The organism is Bacillus sp. FSL K6-0073 (assembly GCF_038006085.1).
GTDB lineage: Bacteria > Bacillota > Bacilli > Bacillales > Bacillaceae_G > Bacillus_A > Bacillus_A cereus.
On record NZ_JBBOUN010000001.1, the window covers coordinates 4,888,736 to 4,906,983 of the forward strand.

Here is an 18,248-nt window from a genome sequence, read left to right on the forward strand (position 1 = left end):
TATTATATGAAAAAAACATGCTGTATCTCAATATTTTATAAAATCTAACAGGATTTTACTAGGAATATTTGTATACACTATTGTTAAATACTCCACTAAAGGGAATGAGGATTATGCACGAATGGGGCTTGTCAGAAGAGCTCAAAATACAAACAAAGCAAATGATTGAAATTGCTGAAAAAGAACTATCGATTATGAGGAACGCAATCGATAAAGAAGACGAATGTATTTTATGCAAAATGGAAGATATTCATCATATGTTAGCAAATGTACAAACATTGGCAGCTACATACTATATTCAGGCATATTTATCACCTTATACGGAAAGTTCATCTTTTATTACGACAGCTATCCAACATTTAAGCGCCAGAAAACATGGTGCTCTTATCGTCGTGGAACGAAACGAGACGCTTGAAGCTCTCATTCAAACTGGAACGACATTAAACGCTCATTTAACTGCGCCATTACTCGAATCAATATTTTATCCAGGTAATCCTCTTCATGACGGTGCCGTTCTCGTAAAAAATAATCATATTGTCTCAGCTGCTAATATTCTTCCTTTAACGAAAAGTACAGAAGTTGATCCTGAGCTAGGAACACGTCACAGAGCTGCAATTGGCTTATCAGAAAAGAGTGATGCACTTATATTAGTTGTCTCTGAAGAAACGGGCCGTACTTCTTTTGCTTTAAATGGGGTTTTGTATACGATTTCTTTATAAACACATTTTTCAACAGCGTAGTGACAAACGAAGTTATATCCAATTACCAACAAATGGTTCTACTATACCAATAAAAAAAGGCTGCCTCAAAAATTTGAGACAGCCTTTTCTTCAAAAAATTATTCTTCTCCAAAACGCTCCACAAGTGTTGCAAGTGTACGTACCATTGCGCCAGTTGCTCCAGCTGGACCTAAGTCGTGCGCACCTTTTGTTTCTGATGTTCCAGCGATATCTAAGTGTACCCATGGTGTATCTTCAGCGAATTCGCCTAGGAATGTACCTGCCATAACCGCATGTCCTTCACGGCCTGGTGAGTTATTTAAATCAGCAAACTTACTGTTTCTCACACGTTCTTTATCACGATCAAAAATCGGTAGTTGCCAAATTGGCTCATCTGTTTCCATAGAAGCCTCTAGCACTTGCTCAAATAACTCTTCATTATTTGTCATTGCGCCTGTCGTATAGTTTCCAAGTGCAACAATTACACCGCCTGTTAATGTTGCAACATCAACAAGGTAGTTTGCACCAAGTTTTTTCGCATACGTAATACCGTCAGCTAAAGCTAGACGACCTTCTGCATCCGTATTTAATACTTCAATTGTTTTTCCGCTCATAGATGTGATTACATCGTCTGGCTTAAATGCCGTACCACTTACAACGTTATCAGTTGAAGGAATAACAGCGATCACATTTTGTTCTGGGCGAAGTTCACCGATAATTTCCATCGCACCTAATACAGCAGCTGCACCGCCCATATCACCTTTCATACCAACCATGCCTTCACGTGGTTTTAAAGAATAACCACCTGTATCGTATGTAATACCTTTTCCAACGAACCCAATGACATCTCTCCACTCTTCTTTTCCTTTATAAATAAGAGCGATCATTTTTGGTGGCTCTACACTACCTTGGTTTACTGCAAGTAACGCACCCATACCAAGGTCTTCCATCTCTTCTTTCTCAAGAACTTTATAGTCCATATCATACTTCTCCGCTAATTCAACAGCATACTCAGCAAGCTTTGTCGCTGTTAATACGTTTGGCGGCATATTTACAAGTGTACGAGCTGAATTTGTTGCACGTCCATGTACGTAGCCAACTGTTAATGCTGCTTCAATTTCTTGTGCATCTTCCGCTGTAATAGCCGTGAACTTCTCTAACTCTACACGATCCTTTTTATCTGATTTATACGTTTGTAACTCATATGTACCAAGGCCTTGTACCTCTGCCGCAATATGAGCGACATCAATCGCGTCTAATTTCTCTGTTACGAAAGAATCAAGTAAGATTGCTGCATCTTGTACTTTTGCTGCTTGCAGTGTTTTAAACGCCTTACCAAGAGCCGCACGTAACGTTTCTGTCGCGTAAGATTCTTTCTTTCCTAAACCAACAAAGTAATAACGTTTCACATTTGTTTTCCCTAAGCTATATACTTTCGAAATGGCCTTTTTCTTCGTAGATAATTCTTTCTCTTCTAGTAAAACTTGTAATTGCCCTTCAAACGCTTTGTCCAGTTCTTGTACAAAACTACTCATTTTCTCTTCTTCAAATAAAGCAACAATTACCGCTTCATGACCTGCTAATTCTTTTTGTACTTGAAACATGTTCAGACCCCCTAAATTTCTCTACCACCATTATAACTTTATTTTCGATAAAATGCGATAATTCTAACTACAGTTATATGGCGTGTAAAATCGCAGATCCAAAATCTCCTCTATCATGAAATAAGCCAAGAAAAAAGTCTAGCGTAATTACGACTAGACTATCTTTGATTTAAATATTGACCACGAAACACTTGCATCGTTTCGTCTTGATTTAACATCGTTAACTCTTCTTCTGTAAACTTACCATTTCCTACTTTTACTACGTACACATTTACTTTTTTCTTACCCCATTGGCTATAAACATCTTTCACCGTATCATAATATAGATCAAGACGGTTTCCTTTTATTGCGCCGCCCTTATCAGCTACTACACCATACCCGTAACCTGGCACGAAGAGAATTGTTCCAATCGGGAATACGCGTAAGTCCGCAGCAATTGTGGAATATAAATCCCTTTTCACTTTGACACCTGAATATGTAATACCATACTCTGGATGCCCTGGCCTCTTACCAGTTGACTCAATCCCCGATGTATAACCTGTTGCAGTCATTTCAATTGAACGATATTTAGACCAGTCGTTTGCCTGCTCTAAAGCATTTATCACTTCTTTACTCGGAGCAACATTTCTCTTAACTTCTGCTGCATGTACTTCTTTTGCACTCATTCCTTCATATATCTTTACAATCTCTAATAAAGAAACTCCTGTGAAAGCATTCCATGTTACGCATAATGCAATTGCAAGTAAACAAGTCATCATAATGCGAATACAATATCGTTTTAACATTTTTATATTCCACACTCCTTCATCGTTAATCATTCCCTATACGATGAAGGAATATGCAAAAAAAATAATCTCCAACTTAATTGGAGATTAAAACATTTGATATCCGCTTTTCCGAAGTTTCTTGATTACGACTCCTGCTAAAGCAGCCCCTACTAATCCAGTAGATAGAATAAATACGTCTGCTTGTCCTAAGTGCGATACACTTGTCCCAAATGAAGAAAATGTTTCTTTCGGTTTTGAAAAATAATCCCACATACTCGCTTTATTAATAATAAGCATACAAACAATCGGATACACAATAACCATTACCCAAGTAGCTCGCAAAATCATGTTGAGTAAAAATCCAATTCCAAAGAACAAAATAAAGAATAACATCATTGAAATAAGTAGTACCGGTATACTCACTCTTTTCCCCTCTCCTTCGCACGTGCCGTAAATACGTGATAAGCTGTATAACCAAATGGTTCACCTGGATTTAATGTTTTGTCCACTTCAAGATGTAGTTCTGATCTTCCTTCTAACAAATATTTAATAAGCACAGACGTATTCGGATCGTCTACAATCTTATCCGGATGTAAGAACGCCACTTCAGACAATTCTTTCTCCTGTACAATAATATTTTCTCCTTCAGGTTCCAAAAGGAAAATAATCATATTATCACTAATCTCATTACGAATAACACCCGATCGAACACCAATAATCCCCTTCACATGAGCGACAATGCCTGTCTCTTCTAACACTTCGCGTTTCACAGCTTCATCAACCGTCTCACCTTCATTTACAAAACCAGCCGGTAAAGACCATTTCCCTTTTAATCCACTGTATTTCTTCTTAACAAATAGCCACCTACCATCTTTTGTAGCTACTAAACCACTAACAGCTAGCCATACCTTCCCTCGTTTCTCCATGATGTAATAACCTCCTCCATCAGAACGGACAGAATATTCTTTCTTTTTTTATATATTATACTATATTTTTAATATGAAAAAAGCAGAAACAGCTCTTAGCCGTTTCTGCTTTTTCTACTATATATTAAAAGAACTTTAATTTACCTTTTTTAAGAACTAATAAAGGTCCACCTAATAAGAATAGGTAACGGTTATCGATTACTTTCTTCATGAAGGAAGCTTTCCAACCTGTTAACTTTTTACCCATAACAACGCCCATTGCATCGTCATGACCTAAAGAACATACAGATCCTTTATTATCGAATGCGAATTTCTTCATTTCGCCCTTGCCACGAACTAATACAGTTAAGTTGTGTGCAATATTGTAACCTTGTTGAATTGCAATTTGTGCTGTTGGTGGGTAAGGACGATTAATTTCTTCATTAATGATTAACGCTGCGTCACCAACCATGAATACATCTTCGTATCCTGGAGCGTGCATGTACTCATCAACTTTTACACGTCCGCGCATTGCTTCAAAGCCAGACTCTTCCACAATACCATTACCACGAACACCTGCAGCCCAAACTACTGTTTCAGACTTAATTAATTCAGTGTCATCGCCATTCGCAACGATAATACCTTCTTCAGTTGCTTCTTTAATTGCTGTACCGATGCGGAATTCTACACCTTTTTTCTCAAGTTGTTTTACAGCGTATTCTACTAACGCTGGATCGAAACCTGGAAGTGCTGTTGGAGCAGCTTCTACACAGATGATACGTGCTTTTTCACGTGGTACATTATACTCTTTGCAAAGTTCAGGAACACGGTTTGCAAGCTCACCTACGTACTCGATACCAGTAAATCCAGCACCACCAACAACGATTGTTACTAACTCATCGCGTTGTTCAGTTGCATATTTAGAGAAACTAGCTTCCATATGCTCACGAATTTCACGAGTTGCATTAATGTTAGCAATTGAGAATGCATGCTCTTTTAATCCTGTAATTCCGAATGTTTCTGATTCGAAACCAAGACCAATTACTAAGTAATCATACTCTAACTCGCCATCTTTTAAGATAATGCGTTTTTCAGCAGCTTTAATTTCTACTACTGTGTCTTGTACAAAGTTCACTTTATTTGTATCAATAACGTCTTGAATATCTAGACAGATTTTTTCATCTTGTAATGTACCAGCTGCGCTCTCATGTAACCAAGTCGCTTGGTAGTGATAGCTGTTGTTGTTTACTAGCGTAATTTCAGCTTCATTTACAGATAATGCTTTTTGCAGACGAACAGTCGTAATCATCCCGCCATAACCTGCACCTAAAACTACGATTTTTGGAGTCTTCACCAAATCACAACCCTTTTCTTTATATAATAGTAATGAAAAATAATACCAAGTACTAAAAACTCTATTTGTCAAGAATGTGGAATTTATCACATTCTATATCATAACAAAACGCAGTCAAAAAATCGTACGAATTTTGTCATAGAAATTTAACATAATACTTCCCTATATTAGTCGGTTTTATTCCAGAATTCAAGCGTCTGGAGAATTATCAATATTTTAAAATAACATAGCGTTTTCAAGGGTTTTTTAGCCTTTTTTTCATGTATTTTCCTTTCTGTATATTTTATACAATAAAAAAGAACCTATGCGAAAACTTACACACAATTCAGTCGTTTTCAGAAGTATTATGAACTCAAATATGCTATCATTTATTTGAAAGTATCATCATTTGCAGGATTTTCGTGTACATATGAACAATATATGAAATCAATATCAAAATTCCATCTATAGGGGGAATGAAAGTGGCAGAAAATCAAAAAGTTTACGACATAACAATTATTGGTGGTGGTCCAACGGGACTGTTCACAGCATTTTATGGCGGTATGAGACAAGCAAGTGTAAAAATCATTGAAAGCTTACCTCAACTTGGCGGACAATTATCCGCACTCTACCCTGAAAAATACATTTATGATGTGGCTGGATTTCCAAAAGTGCGCGCACAAGAATTAGTTGATAACTTAAAAGAGCAAATGAAGAAATTTGACCCAACTGTTTGTTTAGAAGAAGCTGTCGATACGCTTGAGAAACAAGCTGACGGTATATTTAAACTTGTTACGAATAAGCAAACTCACTATTCTAAATCAGTTATTATTACTGCTGGCAATGGTGCTTTCCAACCACGCCGCTTAGAATTAGAAGGTACAGCGAAATACGAAAAGAAAAACTTACATTATTTCGTTGATGATATGAATAAATTTGCTGGTAAGCGCGTCGTAGTATTTGGCGGTGGCGACTCAGCAGTAGACTGGACAATGATGTTAGAACCGATCGCTGAAAAAGTTACAATCGTTCATCGTCGTGATAAATTCCGTGCGCATGAACATAGCGTAGAAAGCTTAATGAATTCTCGTGCAGAAGTAAGTACACCATACGTTCCAGTAGAACTCATTGGTGATGATAAGATTGAACAAGTCGTTCTTCAACATGTAAAAACGGAGGAAAAAATTATCATCGATGTTGATGACGTAATCGTAAACTACGGCTTCGTTTCTTCTCTTGGCCCAATTAAAAACTGGGGCCTAGATATACAAAAAAACAGCATCCTTGTAAATTCAAAAATGGAAACAAATATTCCTGGCATTTACGCTGCTGGTGACATTTGTACATATGAAGGAAAAGTAAAACTTATCGCTTGTGGATTTGGCGAAGCACCGACAGCAGTAAACAATGCAAAAGCTTACTTCGATCCAAATGCAAAACTTCAACCGATGCATAGCTCAAGTATGTTTTAATATGCAAAAATAAAGCTCCTTCCATACGTGGAAGGAGCTTTCCTTTTATATAACATAAAAGCACACTGAGTCCAATAAACTATCGAACTCAGTGTGCTTTTCGTCTAAAAAATTATTGTTTTCTTCTTCTACCTAATACGAATAATACTCCGCCAACTAAGAATGAAATTCCCGCACCAACTGACATCATCCATGAATGTGCTGCCCCTGTTTTCGGTAATTCTTTTTCTACTTTTACTTGCGGTTCTTTAATTAACTTTTCCAGTCTTACTTCCGGTTTCTCCGGTTTCACTTCTGGTTTCTTCAGATCTTTCGGCTCTTCCGGCTTCACTTCTGGTTCTTTTGGTTCTTTCGGATCCTCCGGTTTCACTTCTGGTTCTTTCGGCTCTTCCGGCTTCACTTCTGGTTCCTTCGGCTCTTTCGGTTCCTCCGGTTTCACTTCTGGTTCCTTCGGCTCTTTCGGTTCCTCCGGTTTCACTTCTGGTTCCTTCGGCTCTTTCGGCTCTTCCGGCTTCACTTCTGGTTCCTTCGGCTCTTTCGGTTCCTCCGGTTTCACTTCTGGTTCCTTCGGCTCTTTCGGTTCCTCCGGTTTCACTTCTGGTTCCTTCGGCTCTTTCGGTTCTTCCGGCTTCACTTCTGGTTCTTTTGGTTCTTTCGGATCCTCCGGTTTCACTTCTGGTTCTTTCGGCTCTTCCGGTTTCACTTCTGGTTCCTTCGGTTCTTTCGGTTCTTTCGGCTCTTCCGGCTTCACTTCTGGTTCCTTCGGTTCTTTCGGCTCTTCCGGCTTCACTTCTGGTTCCTTCGGTTCTTTCGGCTCTTCCGGCTTCACTTCTGGTTCCTTCGGTTCTTTCGGCTCTTCCGGCTTCACTTCTGGTTCCTTCGGTTCTTTCGGCTCTTCCGGCTTCACTTCTGGTTCCTTCGGTTCTTTCGGCTCTTCCGGCTTCACTTCTGGTTCCTTCGGTTCTTCTGGTATCTTAAGATCTTCTTTTGTTTTCGGTAAAATTGTAACTGTAGGCTCAAGTGGTGGATTTATTTTATCGTCCACTACCGCTCTATTTGTTATCCCTTTACTTGGTGCTGCTTTTACCTTCACTTTAAAAATAATACTACGTTCTTTCGTATCTGTAATTTCTAGATACTTTGCTATTACTTTTCCAAACTCCATTTTTAACTCTATTGGATTTGGTTCAGCCCCTTCAAATCTAATGCTATCTTGCACGTACTCTAAACCGGCTGGAATTTCATCTTCTACCTTTACCTCTGCTAGTTTACCGTTTTCTACCGTATTTTTGAAACTAATTCGGTATTCTACTTCTTCTCCTAGCTTCGGTTCTTTATTATTTACTGTCTTCGTCGCTTTTAACTTACCATCTTTATATTCTGGCTTTATTGTCGCTGTCGGTTCCATAACTGGATGATTTGGATCATCTACATGAATGATCGCTTTATTTGTTATTTCCTCTCCAACTTTTACTGATTCTTTTACCTTTACTTTAAAGATGATACTTCTTTCTTTCGTATCCGTAATTTCTGGATACTTCACTGTTACTTTTCCATTCTCGACTTTAAGTTCTGTTGGTACAGGCTTATCACCTACGGCCTCCAGACTTTCTTTCACATACTCTAAACCAGACGGAATTTCATCTTCAATCTTTACATCAACTAACTTCCCGCCATCTACTGTGCCGTTAAAAGTAATTCGATATTCGATTTCTTCCCCTAGCTTTGGTTCATGGTTACTTACTTCTTTCCTTGCCTCTAGTTTCCCATCTTTATATTGAGGTGTAATTGGTATAAGTGACTCAACTGGTGGATTTGTCGGATTATTATCATCCACAACCGCCTTGTTTATAATTTCTTTTCCTACTTGTACCGTTTCTTGTACTTTCACTTTAAAGATGATACTTCTTTTTTTCGTATCCGTAATTTCTGGATACTTTGCTATTACTTTTCCATTCTCAACTTTAAGTTCTACTGGATTTGGTTCCGGCCCATCAGACTTTATACTATCCTGTACGTATTCTAAACCAGCTGGAATTTCGTCCTCTACTTTTACCTCAGTTAGTTTGCCGTTTTCTACCGTATTTTCAAAACTAATTCGATATTCTACTTCTTCTCCTAACTTCGGTTCATGGTTACTCACAGTCTTTTCAGCTTGTAATACACCCTCTTTATGTTGAGGTTGTATCGCGACATTCGGTTTCTCTGGTGGATTTATAGTATCTTCCACAACCGCCGTATTCACAATCGCTTCGCCAATTTTAGCTTTTTCTTTCACTTTCGCTTTAAAGACGATACTTCTTTCTTTCGTATCCGTAATTTCTGGATATTCTGCGAGTACTGTGCCGTTTTTCACTTTTACATGCAACGGTTTTGGATTATCCCCCTCAGCTCTTTCGCTACCTTCTACAAACTCTAAACTGTTTGGTAATTCATCCTTAATTTTCACCTTCGCTAATTTTCCGTGCTCAACTACGTTACGGAACGTAATTCGATACTCTACTTCTTCTCCTAATTTTGGAGCTGGGTTATTTACTGTTTTCTCAGCTTTTATTTTTCCATTCTTATACTCCGGTGTAATAATCGCTTCTGGTTTTTGCGGAGGATTCTTCGGATTATCATCATCCACAATTGCCGTATTCACGATTTTCTTCCCGACTTTTACTGCTTCTGTTACTTTTACCTTAAAGATAATGCTACGCTCAGCTGTATCAGTAATATTTTCATACTTCGCTGTAATTTTTCCAGCTTCTTCTTTTAACTCTACCGGATTTGGTTCATTACCTTCTGCTTTTAAACTATCCTTCACATACTCTAATCCATTTGGTAGTTGATCCTCAATTTTCACTTCTGCTAGTTTTCCGTTTTCTACCGTATTTTTAAAACTAATTCGGTACTCTACTTCTTCTCCTAGCTTTGGATCTTTTTTACTTACCTTTTTATTAGCTTTAAATTTACCATCTTTATGCTGCGGTGTAATATCTACTTCTGGTCGCTCTGGTGGATTTTTTGTATCATCAACAATTGCTTTATTTACAATTGCCTTGTCCACTTCAACGGAATCTTTCACCTTCACTTTAAAGATAATGCTTCTTTCTTTCATGTCAGTGATATTTTCATACTTCGCACTAACCTTACCAGCTTCTTCTTTCAACTCTACTGGGGACGGCTTATCACCTTCTGCTTTTAGACTATCTTTCACATACTCTAAACCAAACGGAATTTCATCCTCAATTTTAACCTCTGCCAGTTTTCCATCTTTCACCGTATTATTAAATGAAATTCGATATTCGATTTCTTCACCTAGCTTCGGTTTATGATTATTCACCTTTTTATGAGCAGCAATTTTACCATCTTTATATTGTGGTGTAATTTTTGCTGTCGGATCAATTACTGGATGGTTCGGATCATCAACATGGATAATCGCTTTATTTGTAATGTCCTTCCCTATTGTAACCGAATCTTTTACATTCACTTTAAAGACAATACTTCTTTCTTGCGTATCCATAATCTCTGAATACTTTGCCATTACCTTGCCATTTTCTACTTTCAACTCCACTGGTTTTGGCTCTTCACCTTCAGCTTTTTCGCTTCCTTCTACAAACTCTAATCCAGCTGGAATTTCATCTTCTATTTTTACCTCTGCTAGTTTTCCATCTTTCACCGTGTTATTAAAAATAATTCGATATTCGATTTCCTCACCTAACTTCGGTTCATGGTTACTTACTTCTTTTCTTGCCTCAATTTTACCATCTTTATACTGTGGTGTAATCGGTACATAAGGCTCTTCTGGCAGATTCTTTGTATCATCCACAATTGCCTCATTTACGATTTCTTCCCCCACTTTTGCGCTTTCTTTTACCTTCGCTTTAAAGACAATGCTTCTTTCCTCTGTATCTGTAATAGCTGGATATTTTGCCATTACCTTATTATTTTTCACATGTAGCTCTACTGGTTTCGGTTTAGAACCTTCTGCCGTGATACTGCCTTCCACATACTCTAAACCATTTGGTAATGCATCCTTTATATTTACCTCTGCTAGTTTTCCGTTTTCTACCGTGTTTTTAAAACTAATTCGGTATTCTACTTCTTCTCCTAGTTTCGGTTTATGATTATTCGCCACTTTCTGCGCAGCAATTTTACCATCTTTATATTGCGAAGTAATTTCCACATGAGGCTCTTCGGGCTCATTTTTTGTATCTACTACGATTGCTTTATTAACAATCTCCTTGTCTATTTCTGCCTCTTCTTTTACTCTCACTTTAAAGATAATACTTCTTTCTTTTGTATCCATAATTTCTAGATACTTTGCCATTACCTTACCGTTTTCAAATTTCAATTCTACCGGACTAGGCTTAGATCCTTCTGCTTGTAAACTGTTCTCTACATACTCTAATCCAGCTGGAATTTCATCTTCTACTTTAACCTCTACTAGTTTTCCGTTTTCTACCGTATTTTTAAAACTAATTCGGTATTCTATTTCTTCTCCTAATTTCGGTTTTTTATTGTTTACAAATTTCTCTGCTTTAAGCTTACCGTCTTTATATTCTGGCATAATTGTTACTTCTGAAGTTGTTGGATCTTTTGTATCATCAACAACTACTTTATTGACAAGGCCTTCACCAACTTTAAATTCTTCTTTTACTTTCGCTTTAAAGACGATACTTCTTTCTTCTGTATCCGTAATCTCTGGATATTTGGCGATTACTTTTCCATCTTTCACTTTCAGTTCTACTGGATCCGGCTTAGTACCTTCCGCTCGTAAACTATCTTTCACATACTCTAATCCATTTGGTAAATTATCTTCTATTTTTACCTCTGCTAGCTTTCCGTTTTCTACCGTGTTTTTAAAACTAATTCGGTATTCTACTTCTTCTCCTAACTTCGGCGTTTCATTATTTACCGTCTTCTTCGCTTCCACTTTTCCGTCTTTATGCTGCGGAGTAATTTCTGCCATCGGTGTTTCTGGTTCATTTTTCGTATCATCAACAATTGCTTTGTTAACGATTTTTTTACCGACTTTCACTTCTTCCTTTACTTTCACTTTAAAAGTGATACTTCTTTCTTCTGTGTCCGTAATCTCTGGATACTTCGCCATTACCTTACCATTTTCCATTTTCAATTCTACTGGATCCGGCTTAGTACCTTCTGCTTTCACACTGTTTTCTACATACTCTAAACCTTCTGGTAAAGTATCTTCTATTTTTACCTCTGCTAGTTTTCCGTCTTCTACCGTGTTTTTAAAACTAATTCGGTATTCTACTTCTTCTCCTAACTTCGGCGTTTCATTATTTACCGTCTTCTTCGCTTTCACTTTTCCGTCTTTATGTTGCGGAATAATTTCTGCTGTCGGTGTTTCTGGCGGATGTTTCGTATCGCTCACAATCGCTTCATTAACAATTGAATCGCTCACTTTACCTTTTACTTTCACTTTAAAGGTAATACTTCTCTCTTTTGTATCTGTAATCTCAGGATACTTTGCCATTACCTTACCGTTTTCAAATTTTAATTCCACTGGATCTGGCTTAGTACCTTCTACTTTTAAACTATCTTTCACATACTCTAATCCATTTGGTAAATCATCTTCTATTTTTACCTCTGTTAGCTTTCCATGTTCTACCGTATTTTTAAAGCTAATTCGGTATTCCACTTCTTCTCCTAACTTCGGCGTTTCATTATTTACTATCTTTTTTGCTTCAAGTTTTCCATCTTTATACTGAGGAGTAATTTCCGCTGTCGGATTAACTGGCTTATTTTGCGAATCATCAATAGTTGCTTTATTAATGATTTTTTTACCGACTTTTACTTCTTCTTTTACTTTCACTTTAAAAACGATACTTCTTTCTTCTGTATCCGTAATTTCTGGATATTTTGCCATTACTTTACCGTTTTCAAATTTCAGCTCTACTGAATCTATTCCGGCACCTTCTGCTTTCAAACTATTTTCTACATACTCTAAACCTTCTGGTAAAGTATCCTCTACTGTCACGTCTGTTAGCTTTCCGTTCTTTACCGTATTTTTCATACTAATTCGGTATTCTACTTCTTCTCCTAACTTCGGTGTTTCATTATTTACGATTTTCTTCGCTTTAATTTTTCCATCTTTGTGTAATGGTGTAATTTTCGCTTCTGGTTCTTTCGGATCTTTCATATCATCAACAATTGCCTTATTGATGATTTCCTTCCCCACTTCCGCTTCTTCCTTCACCTTTACCTTAAAGACAATACTTCTTTCTTTCATATCCGTAATATTGTCGTATTCAGCAATAACTTTTCCATCTTTCACACTTAACTTTAATGGAGCTGGTTTATCACCTTCAGCCTTTTCACTGCCTTTTACATACTCTAAACCGTTAGGAATTGTATCCTCTATTATTACCTTTTCTAGTTTTCCGTTTTCTACCGTGTTCTTAAAGCTAATTCGGTATTCTACTTCTTCTCCTAGTTTTGGTGATGGATTATCTACTGTCTTCTTCGAATCAATTATTCCATCCTTATGTTGCGGAGTAATTCTTTCCTCCGGTTCAATCGGTGGATTTTTCGTATCATCAACAATTGCTTTATTGACAATCTCTTTATCTACTTTTACTTCTTCCTTCACCTTTACTTTAAAGACGATACTTCTTTCTTTCATATCCATAATATCGATATACTTAGCTTTGACTATCCCATTTTCAACAGCTAATTCTACTGGTCCAGGTGCTTCTCCTTCGGCCTTGATGCTATTTTCTACATATTCAAGACCTTTTGGAATTGTATCTTCCACTCGCACCGTTTCTAGTTTTCCGTTCTCAACCGTATTATGAAAACTAATGCGGTACTCGATTTCTTCACCTAACTTCGGCTTCTTATTATTAACTACCTTTGTAGCAGCAATTTCACCTTTTTTACTTTGCGGTGTAATAACAACCTTCGATTCAACAGGCTCATTTTTCGGATCTTTTGCAATTGCTTTATTTACAATTGCCTCCCCTACCTTTGCCGAATCTTTTACTTTCACTTTAAAAACAATACTTCTTTTTTCTGTATCCATAATCTCTGGATACTTTGCCATTACTTTGCCATCTTCCACTTTTAGTTCTACTGGCTCTGGTTTTATACCTTCAGCTTTCAAACTATCTTTCACGTATTCAACACCTTTAGGTAGTGTATCTTCTACTAACACCGTTTCTAGTTTTCCGTTTTCTACCGTATTATAAAATGTAATTCGGTATTCCACTTCTTCTCCTAGTTTTGGTGTTTGATTCGTTACGTTTTTTTCTACATCCACTTTACCGTATTTATAATCCGGCGTAATCTTTTCTTCTGGATGCTCAGACTGTCCATTTGGCTCACTCACAACCGCTTTATTAACAATCGTTTCTCCCGCTTTTGCCTCTTCTTTTACTTTCACTTTAAAGGCGATGCTTCGCTCTTTTGTATCCGTAATTTCTGGATATTTTGCGATTACCTTACCATTCTCTACTTTTAACTCTACTGGATTTGGTTCAGTACCTTCAGCTCTCTCACTGCCTTGAACAAATTCTAAGTTAGCTGGAATTTCATCTTCTATTGTAATTGCATCTAGTTTTCCGTTTTCCACCGTATTTTTAAAGCTAATTTGATATTCAAATTCTTCTCCTAGCTTCGGCTTCTTATTTGTTGCTTTTTTCTTTGCATCAATTTTACCGGCCTTATGCTGTGGTGTAATCTTCTCTTCTAGATCCTTTGGTGGATTTGTTTTATCACTAACGGTTGCTTTGTTAACAATTTCTTCACCAATTTTTGCAGTTTCTTTTACTTTTGTTTTAAAGACGATACTTCTTTCTTCCATATCCATAATTTCTGGATACTTTGCAATTACTTTGCCATTTTCAAACTTCAGCTCTACTGGCTCTGGTTTTACACCTTCGGCTTTCAAACTATCTTTCACGTATTCAAGACTACTTGGTAATTCGTCTTCAATCGTCAATACATCTAGACGTCCATCTTTTATCTTATTTTTAAATGTAATACGATACTCTACCTCATCACCTAACTTCGGTGTTTTATTAGAAGCTATTTTTCTCGCCTCTATTTCCCCTGGAACTTCTTTTGGGGTAGTAACCGTAACATTTGCATCGTCCTCAGTTTCATACTTTATCTCGGCACTATCTTGTCCCTTTACAACAACGACATTTTTTACTGTTGTATCTGATTGTACAGAATCTTTCACTTTTACTTTGAATGTAATAACGGTACTTTCACCCGGCTTTAAAACACCACCGTTTTTAGCATCTGCACCTTCACCAACACGGAAATCAATTTGATTATTTACAAACTCTGCTTCATCATCGCTTGCATTATCTGTTTTATTTCCTTTATTACTTCCAGAAACATATTGAATAGACCCTGGAACATACTCTAAACGATCATCTAATTTATCAAAACCTTTTACATTTGATACCGGCGCTTGGTTATTTTTCGTATCATTTTTCACTTCAATTTGATACGTAAACTCTTCACCAGCTTTAACGTCCTTAATTTCTTTTCCGGCACTATCTAATGCCTTTTTATCAACTTGTAAGTTTGGAGCATTATGTTCTGTAACGAATGTAGCGTTATTTAATACGTAAATATCACCGCCACCACCATATGCTCTAAAACGCATTTTTGCTTCTTTTAAATCATTTTTCACTTGAGTGGGTCCTTCAAGGTGATACGTATGAATATCTGTACTGAAAGAATTTGTCCAATCTGGATTATATCCTGGGTATTTTTTCGTAACAAATTCGTTAGTACCATCTACTTGTACTTCTGTCATAGATGAGTCATTAACATCATTATCTTTACCTTTAATATTTTTAAACTTTTGATACCCTAACCCAAAATCATACTCTCCATAATCATAGGCATATCCATCATTATCAGCTGGATCACCTTGCGATGAAAAATAACTAAATTTCGCCTTAAAAGCGCCTTCTTTTGGTGTGTTTATTTTATTAACACTAATATCTGTCCAAGCTGTACTTTTTTGAGAGACTAGCCCTTCCCAAATCTTCATGTCTTTTACTGTTTCTTTATAGTTTTCATAAACTAATATAAGATTCCAGTTACCCCAGTAATAGCCACTACCTTTTTCAAATTTAATTTGTGGCACATTTGCAACTGTCACCGTTTGAGAAATACCTTGCTGTGCAATTACATTTGTTACATCTGCATACGCTACGTATCCTGCACCACTGCCATAGTGATTTGCAATATACGGTAAAGAATCCGCTTTTCGTATACTATCAGCACTTACTTCAGCGTATTGCTTATTTCCCATCTTCATTTTAACGGGTTGTCTTACATCTTCATCGCTAACTCTATAATCTGTCCTTGCATCACTCGGAGTCCCCATAGCAGCTGTCCAAAACAAATACGCCTTTTTCACTTTACTTCCAGCAGGAATGTTAGGAAATGCACCTGTTGACGAATTAAAAGTACTATCATCGTTATCAACATCAACCGTCATTTTATTCGTTTTATAACCCATACTTTGTCTGCCATAATGATCAGATGTCAAACCAAGCGTCACATTACCAGTCTGTACTAAATTACCAGGAGCAATTGTAGAATACAACGGGTCTCCAAATCCTTGTTTATCTCCTGTTTGGATTTGAACCTTCGAAGCATTTTCTGATGCAGCTTGTACTTCTGCATCACTCTGCTTTACTGCTAAAGGTGATTGCTTTTTCTCTTTTTCTAGTTGCTTCTCAGCTTCAGGTTGTTTTATCTTCTCTATTTCTGTTTTTTGTGCAGATGTATTTTTATCTTCTACAGATACTTTTAATTTTCCATCCACTTCTTTAGTTTTTGAATCAGTTGTTGATCCGATAGCTTTCTTACTACTGTCAGCCTCATCATCGGTATTAGCTTCTAACTTCTCTTCAGAAGGAAGCCCTTCAACATCTACAGACATGTTTCCTATCTGTAGTTGATCCTTTTGCACACTAATTTTTTGCTTATACTCTTTATTAAAATGTTGCGCACGACGAGCTTTTATTAATACAGTCATTTTTTCATGTGATTTTAAATCTTGAATTTTAAGATTAGAAGAAAGAACCTTTCCTCCATTATCTTTTTCCTCTACATAGAAATCCGCTACCTTATTTTCAAGTAACTTCTCTCCGTTTACTTTCACAGATTGCGAAAGAAACTCAATTCCATTGTCATTATTTTGTTTAATTACTAATTCTCGGATTGGTGTATCTCCCGTATTTTCAATCTTATATTGAAATACGTGCTCCCTCTCAGCTACTTCTCCCCTATACATTTCAGCATTCACTTTCTCTGCCTTAATTTTCACATCATTTCCTTGTAACTCATCCCAGCTTTTTTTATTTATCTCTGTAGCAAAAGCACTGGGCGAAGGCAATATGATGGATAGGAGAAGTGTAATCATTGTTACGACATTAAAACACTTCAATACTTGCTTCATATTTTCTACCTTTCTCCTTTCTATATACTTGCTATCCGGCTACTAAATTGCAGCAACCCTTTCATTTAGTAGCCGAATACATAGCAATATATATCCACTCGCAACAATCCGACCTACGAAAATGTATCGTTGAAATCCCAATGTCAACAATATAAATCTCATAGAATATTACTATTTTAATTTATCAAAAATAGCATATATACCGGACACTTATACAAACCTTTACCATACTTTTAATATAGTAAAAACACCGTGCTGTATAGGTTTATATAACAGTTAAAGGATACTTAAAAATTTTAACATACTCCTCATCCTATTTATACATACAATAGAAAATTTACCATTTTTTAGTTATTTTCAGTTTGTTTTTTATGATTAAAATTTTCTAAAAATAACAACCGTTACATGTAAAAATATGTTATATTAAAACAAGAACAAATGTTCTTTTTTTAAAAGAAGGAGGAATTTTTTATGCTACACGAACCTATTATCGTAAAAAAAGAAGCTTTCCACGCAATCGGCGTTTCGGTTACGACGACTAATGAAAAAGAGGCATCTACTGAAGGAAACATTCCACAACTTTGGAACCGATACTTTCAAGAACAAATGATGCATCACATCCCAAATCAACAAACGAAAGAAACATTCGCTTTCTACTCAAACTACGAATCAGATGAAACTGGTACATATACATTTACAATCGGTATGCCAGTTTCTTCACTAAAAGACGTTCCTGAAAATATGACAACTTTAACAATACCTGCCGCTACATATGCGGTATTTACAACAAGAAAGGGACCAGTTGCCGAAGTCGTTTGTGAAGCTTGGGAATATATTTGGAAATGGTCGAAAGAAAATAAACGTGCCTTCACAACAGACTTTGAGCTTTACGATGAAAGAGCGTTAGATCCAAACAACGTTCAATTGGATATTTATATTGCGTTAGCCTAAAAAAAGATGCCCATTCGGCATCTTTTTTTGTCGTTAAATAGCTACTGGGCAAATTC

The 18,248-nt window shown here is 36.7% G+C and carries 9 protein-coding genes; 3 read left to right on the forward strand and 6 right to left on the reverse strand.

Features of this window, described 5'->3' with window-relative positions; translation table 11 throughout:
* The first annotated feature begins 113 nt into the window (after window positions 1-113).
* The gene (gene cdaS / locus MHB52_RS25430) at window positions 114-719 is read left to right on the forward strand and encodes a sporulation-specific diadenylate cyclase CdaS (RefSeq protein ID WP_000545253.1); all 606 of its coding nucleotides are present in this window, start codon (window positions 114-116) and stop codon (window positions 717-719) included.
* Between the two features lie 119 nt (window positions 720-838).
* Here the strand turns inward: cdaS and pepA are convergent, their stop codons facing one another.
* From pepA to MHB52_RS25455, 5 genes are all read right to left on the reverse strand, one after another.
* On the reverse strand, window positions 839-2,323 hold the full coding sequence (gene pepA / locus MHB52_RS25435; protein WP_061664370.1) for a cytosol aminopeptidase: 1,485 nt from the start codon (window positions 2,321-2,323) through the stop codon (window positions 839-841).
* A 158-nt stretch (window positions 2,324-2,481) separates the two neighbouring features.
* Window positions 2,482-3,108 carry a 3D domain-containing protein gene (locus tag MHB52_RS25440; RefSeq protein WP_000920099.1) on the reverse strand — a complete coding sequence of 209 codons (627 nt, stop codon included), beginning with the start codon at window positions 3,106-3,108 and terminating at the stop codon, window positions 2,482-2,484.
* Window positions 3,109-3,195: 87 nt separating this feature from the next.
* A complete protein-coding gene (locus MHB52_RS25445; protein WP_000027016.1) occupies window positions 3,196-3,513 on the reverse strand; it encodes a YuiB family protein in 318 nt (105 codons plus the stop codon).
* Window positions 3,510-4,016: an NUDIX hydrolase gene (locus MHB52_RS25450; RefSeq protein ID WP_000415321.1), complete on the reverse strand. Its 507-nt coding sequence runs from the start codon at window positions 4,014-4,016 to the stop codon at window positions 3,510-3,512. Before MHB52_RS25450 ends, MHB52_RS25445 begins: the two co-directional genes overlap by 4 nt.
* A gap of 124 nt (window positions 4,017-4,140) precedes the next feature.
* Window positions 4,141-5,349 carry an NAD(P)/FAD-dependent oxidoreductase gene (locus tag MHB52_RS25455; RefSeq protein WP_000856612.1) on the reverse strand — a complete coding sequence of 403 codons (1,209 nt, stop codon included), beginning with the start codon at window positions 5,347-5,349 and terminating at the stop codon, window positions 4,141-4,143.
* A gap of 461 nt (window positions 5,350-5,810) precedes the next feature.
* On the opposite strand from MHB52_RS25455, the gene MHB52_RS25460 reads away from it, so the two are divergent.
* Window positions 5,811-6,800: an NAD(P)/FAD-dependent oxidoreductase gene (locus tag MHB52_RS25460; RefSeq protein WP_000829788.1), complete on the forward strand. Its 990-nt coding sequence runs from the start codon at window positions 5,811-5,813 to the stop codon at window positions 6,798-6,800.
* A gap of 112 nt (window positions 6,801-6,912) precedes the next feature.
* Here MHB52_RS25460 and MHB52_RS25465 read toward each other — a convergent pair whose 3' ends face one another.
* On the reverse strand, window positions 6,913-17,241 hold the full coding sequence (locus MHB52_RS25465; protein WP_340767930.1) for an isopeptide-forming domain-containing fimbrial protein: 10,329 nt from the start codon (window positions 17,239-17,241) through the stop codon (window positions 6,913-6,915).
* Window positions 17,242-17,712: 471 nt separating this feature from the next.
* Between MHB52_RS25465 and MHB52_RS25470 the strand changes: the two genes are divergently transcribed.
* A complete protein-coding gene (locus tag MHB52_RS25470; protein WP_044797484.1) occupies window positions 17,713-18,192 on the forward strand; it encodes a GyrI-like domain-containing protein in 480 nt (159 codons plus the stop codon).
* Window positions 18,193-18,248 lie beyond the last annotated feature (56 nt).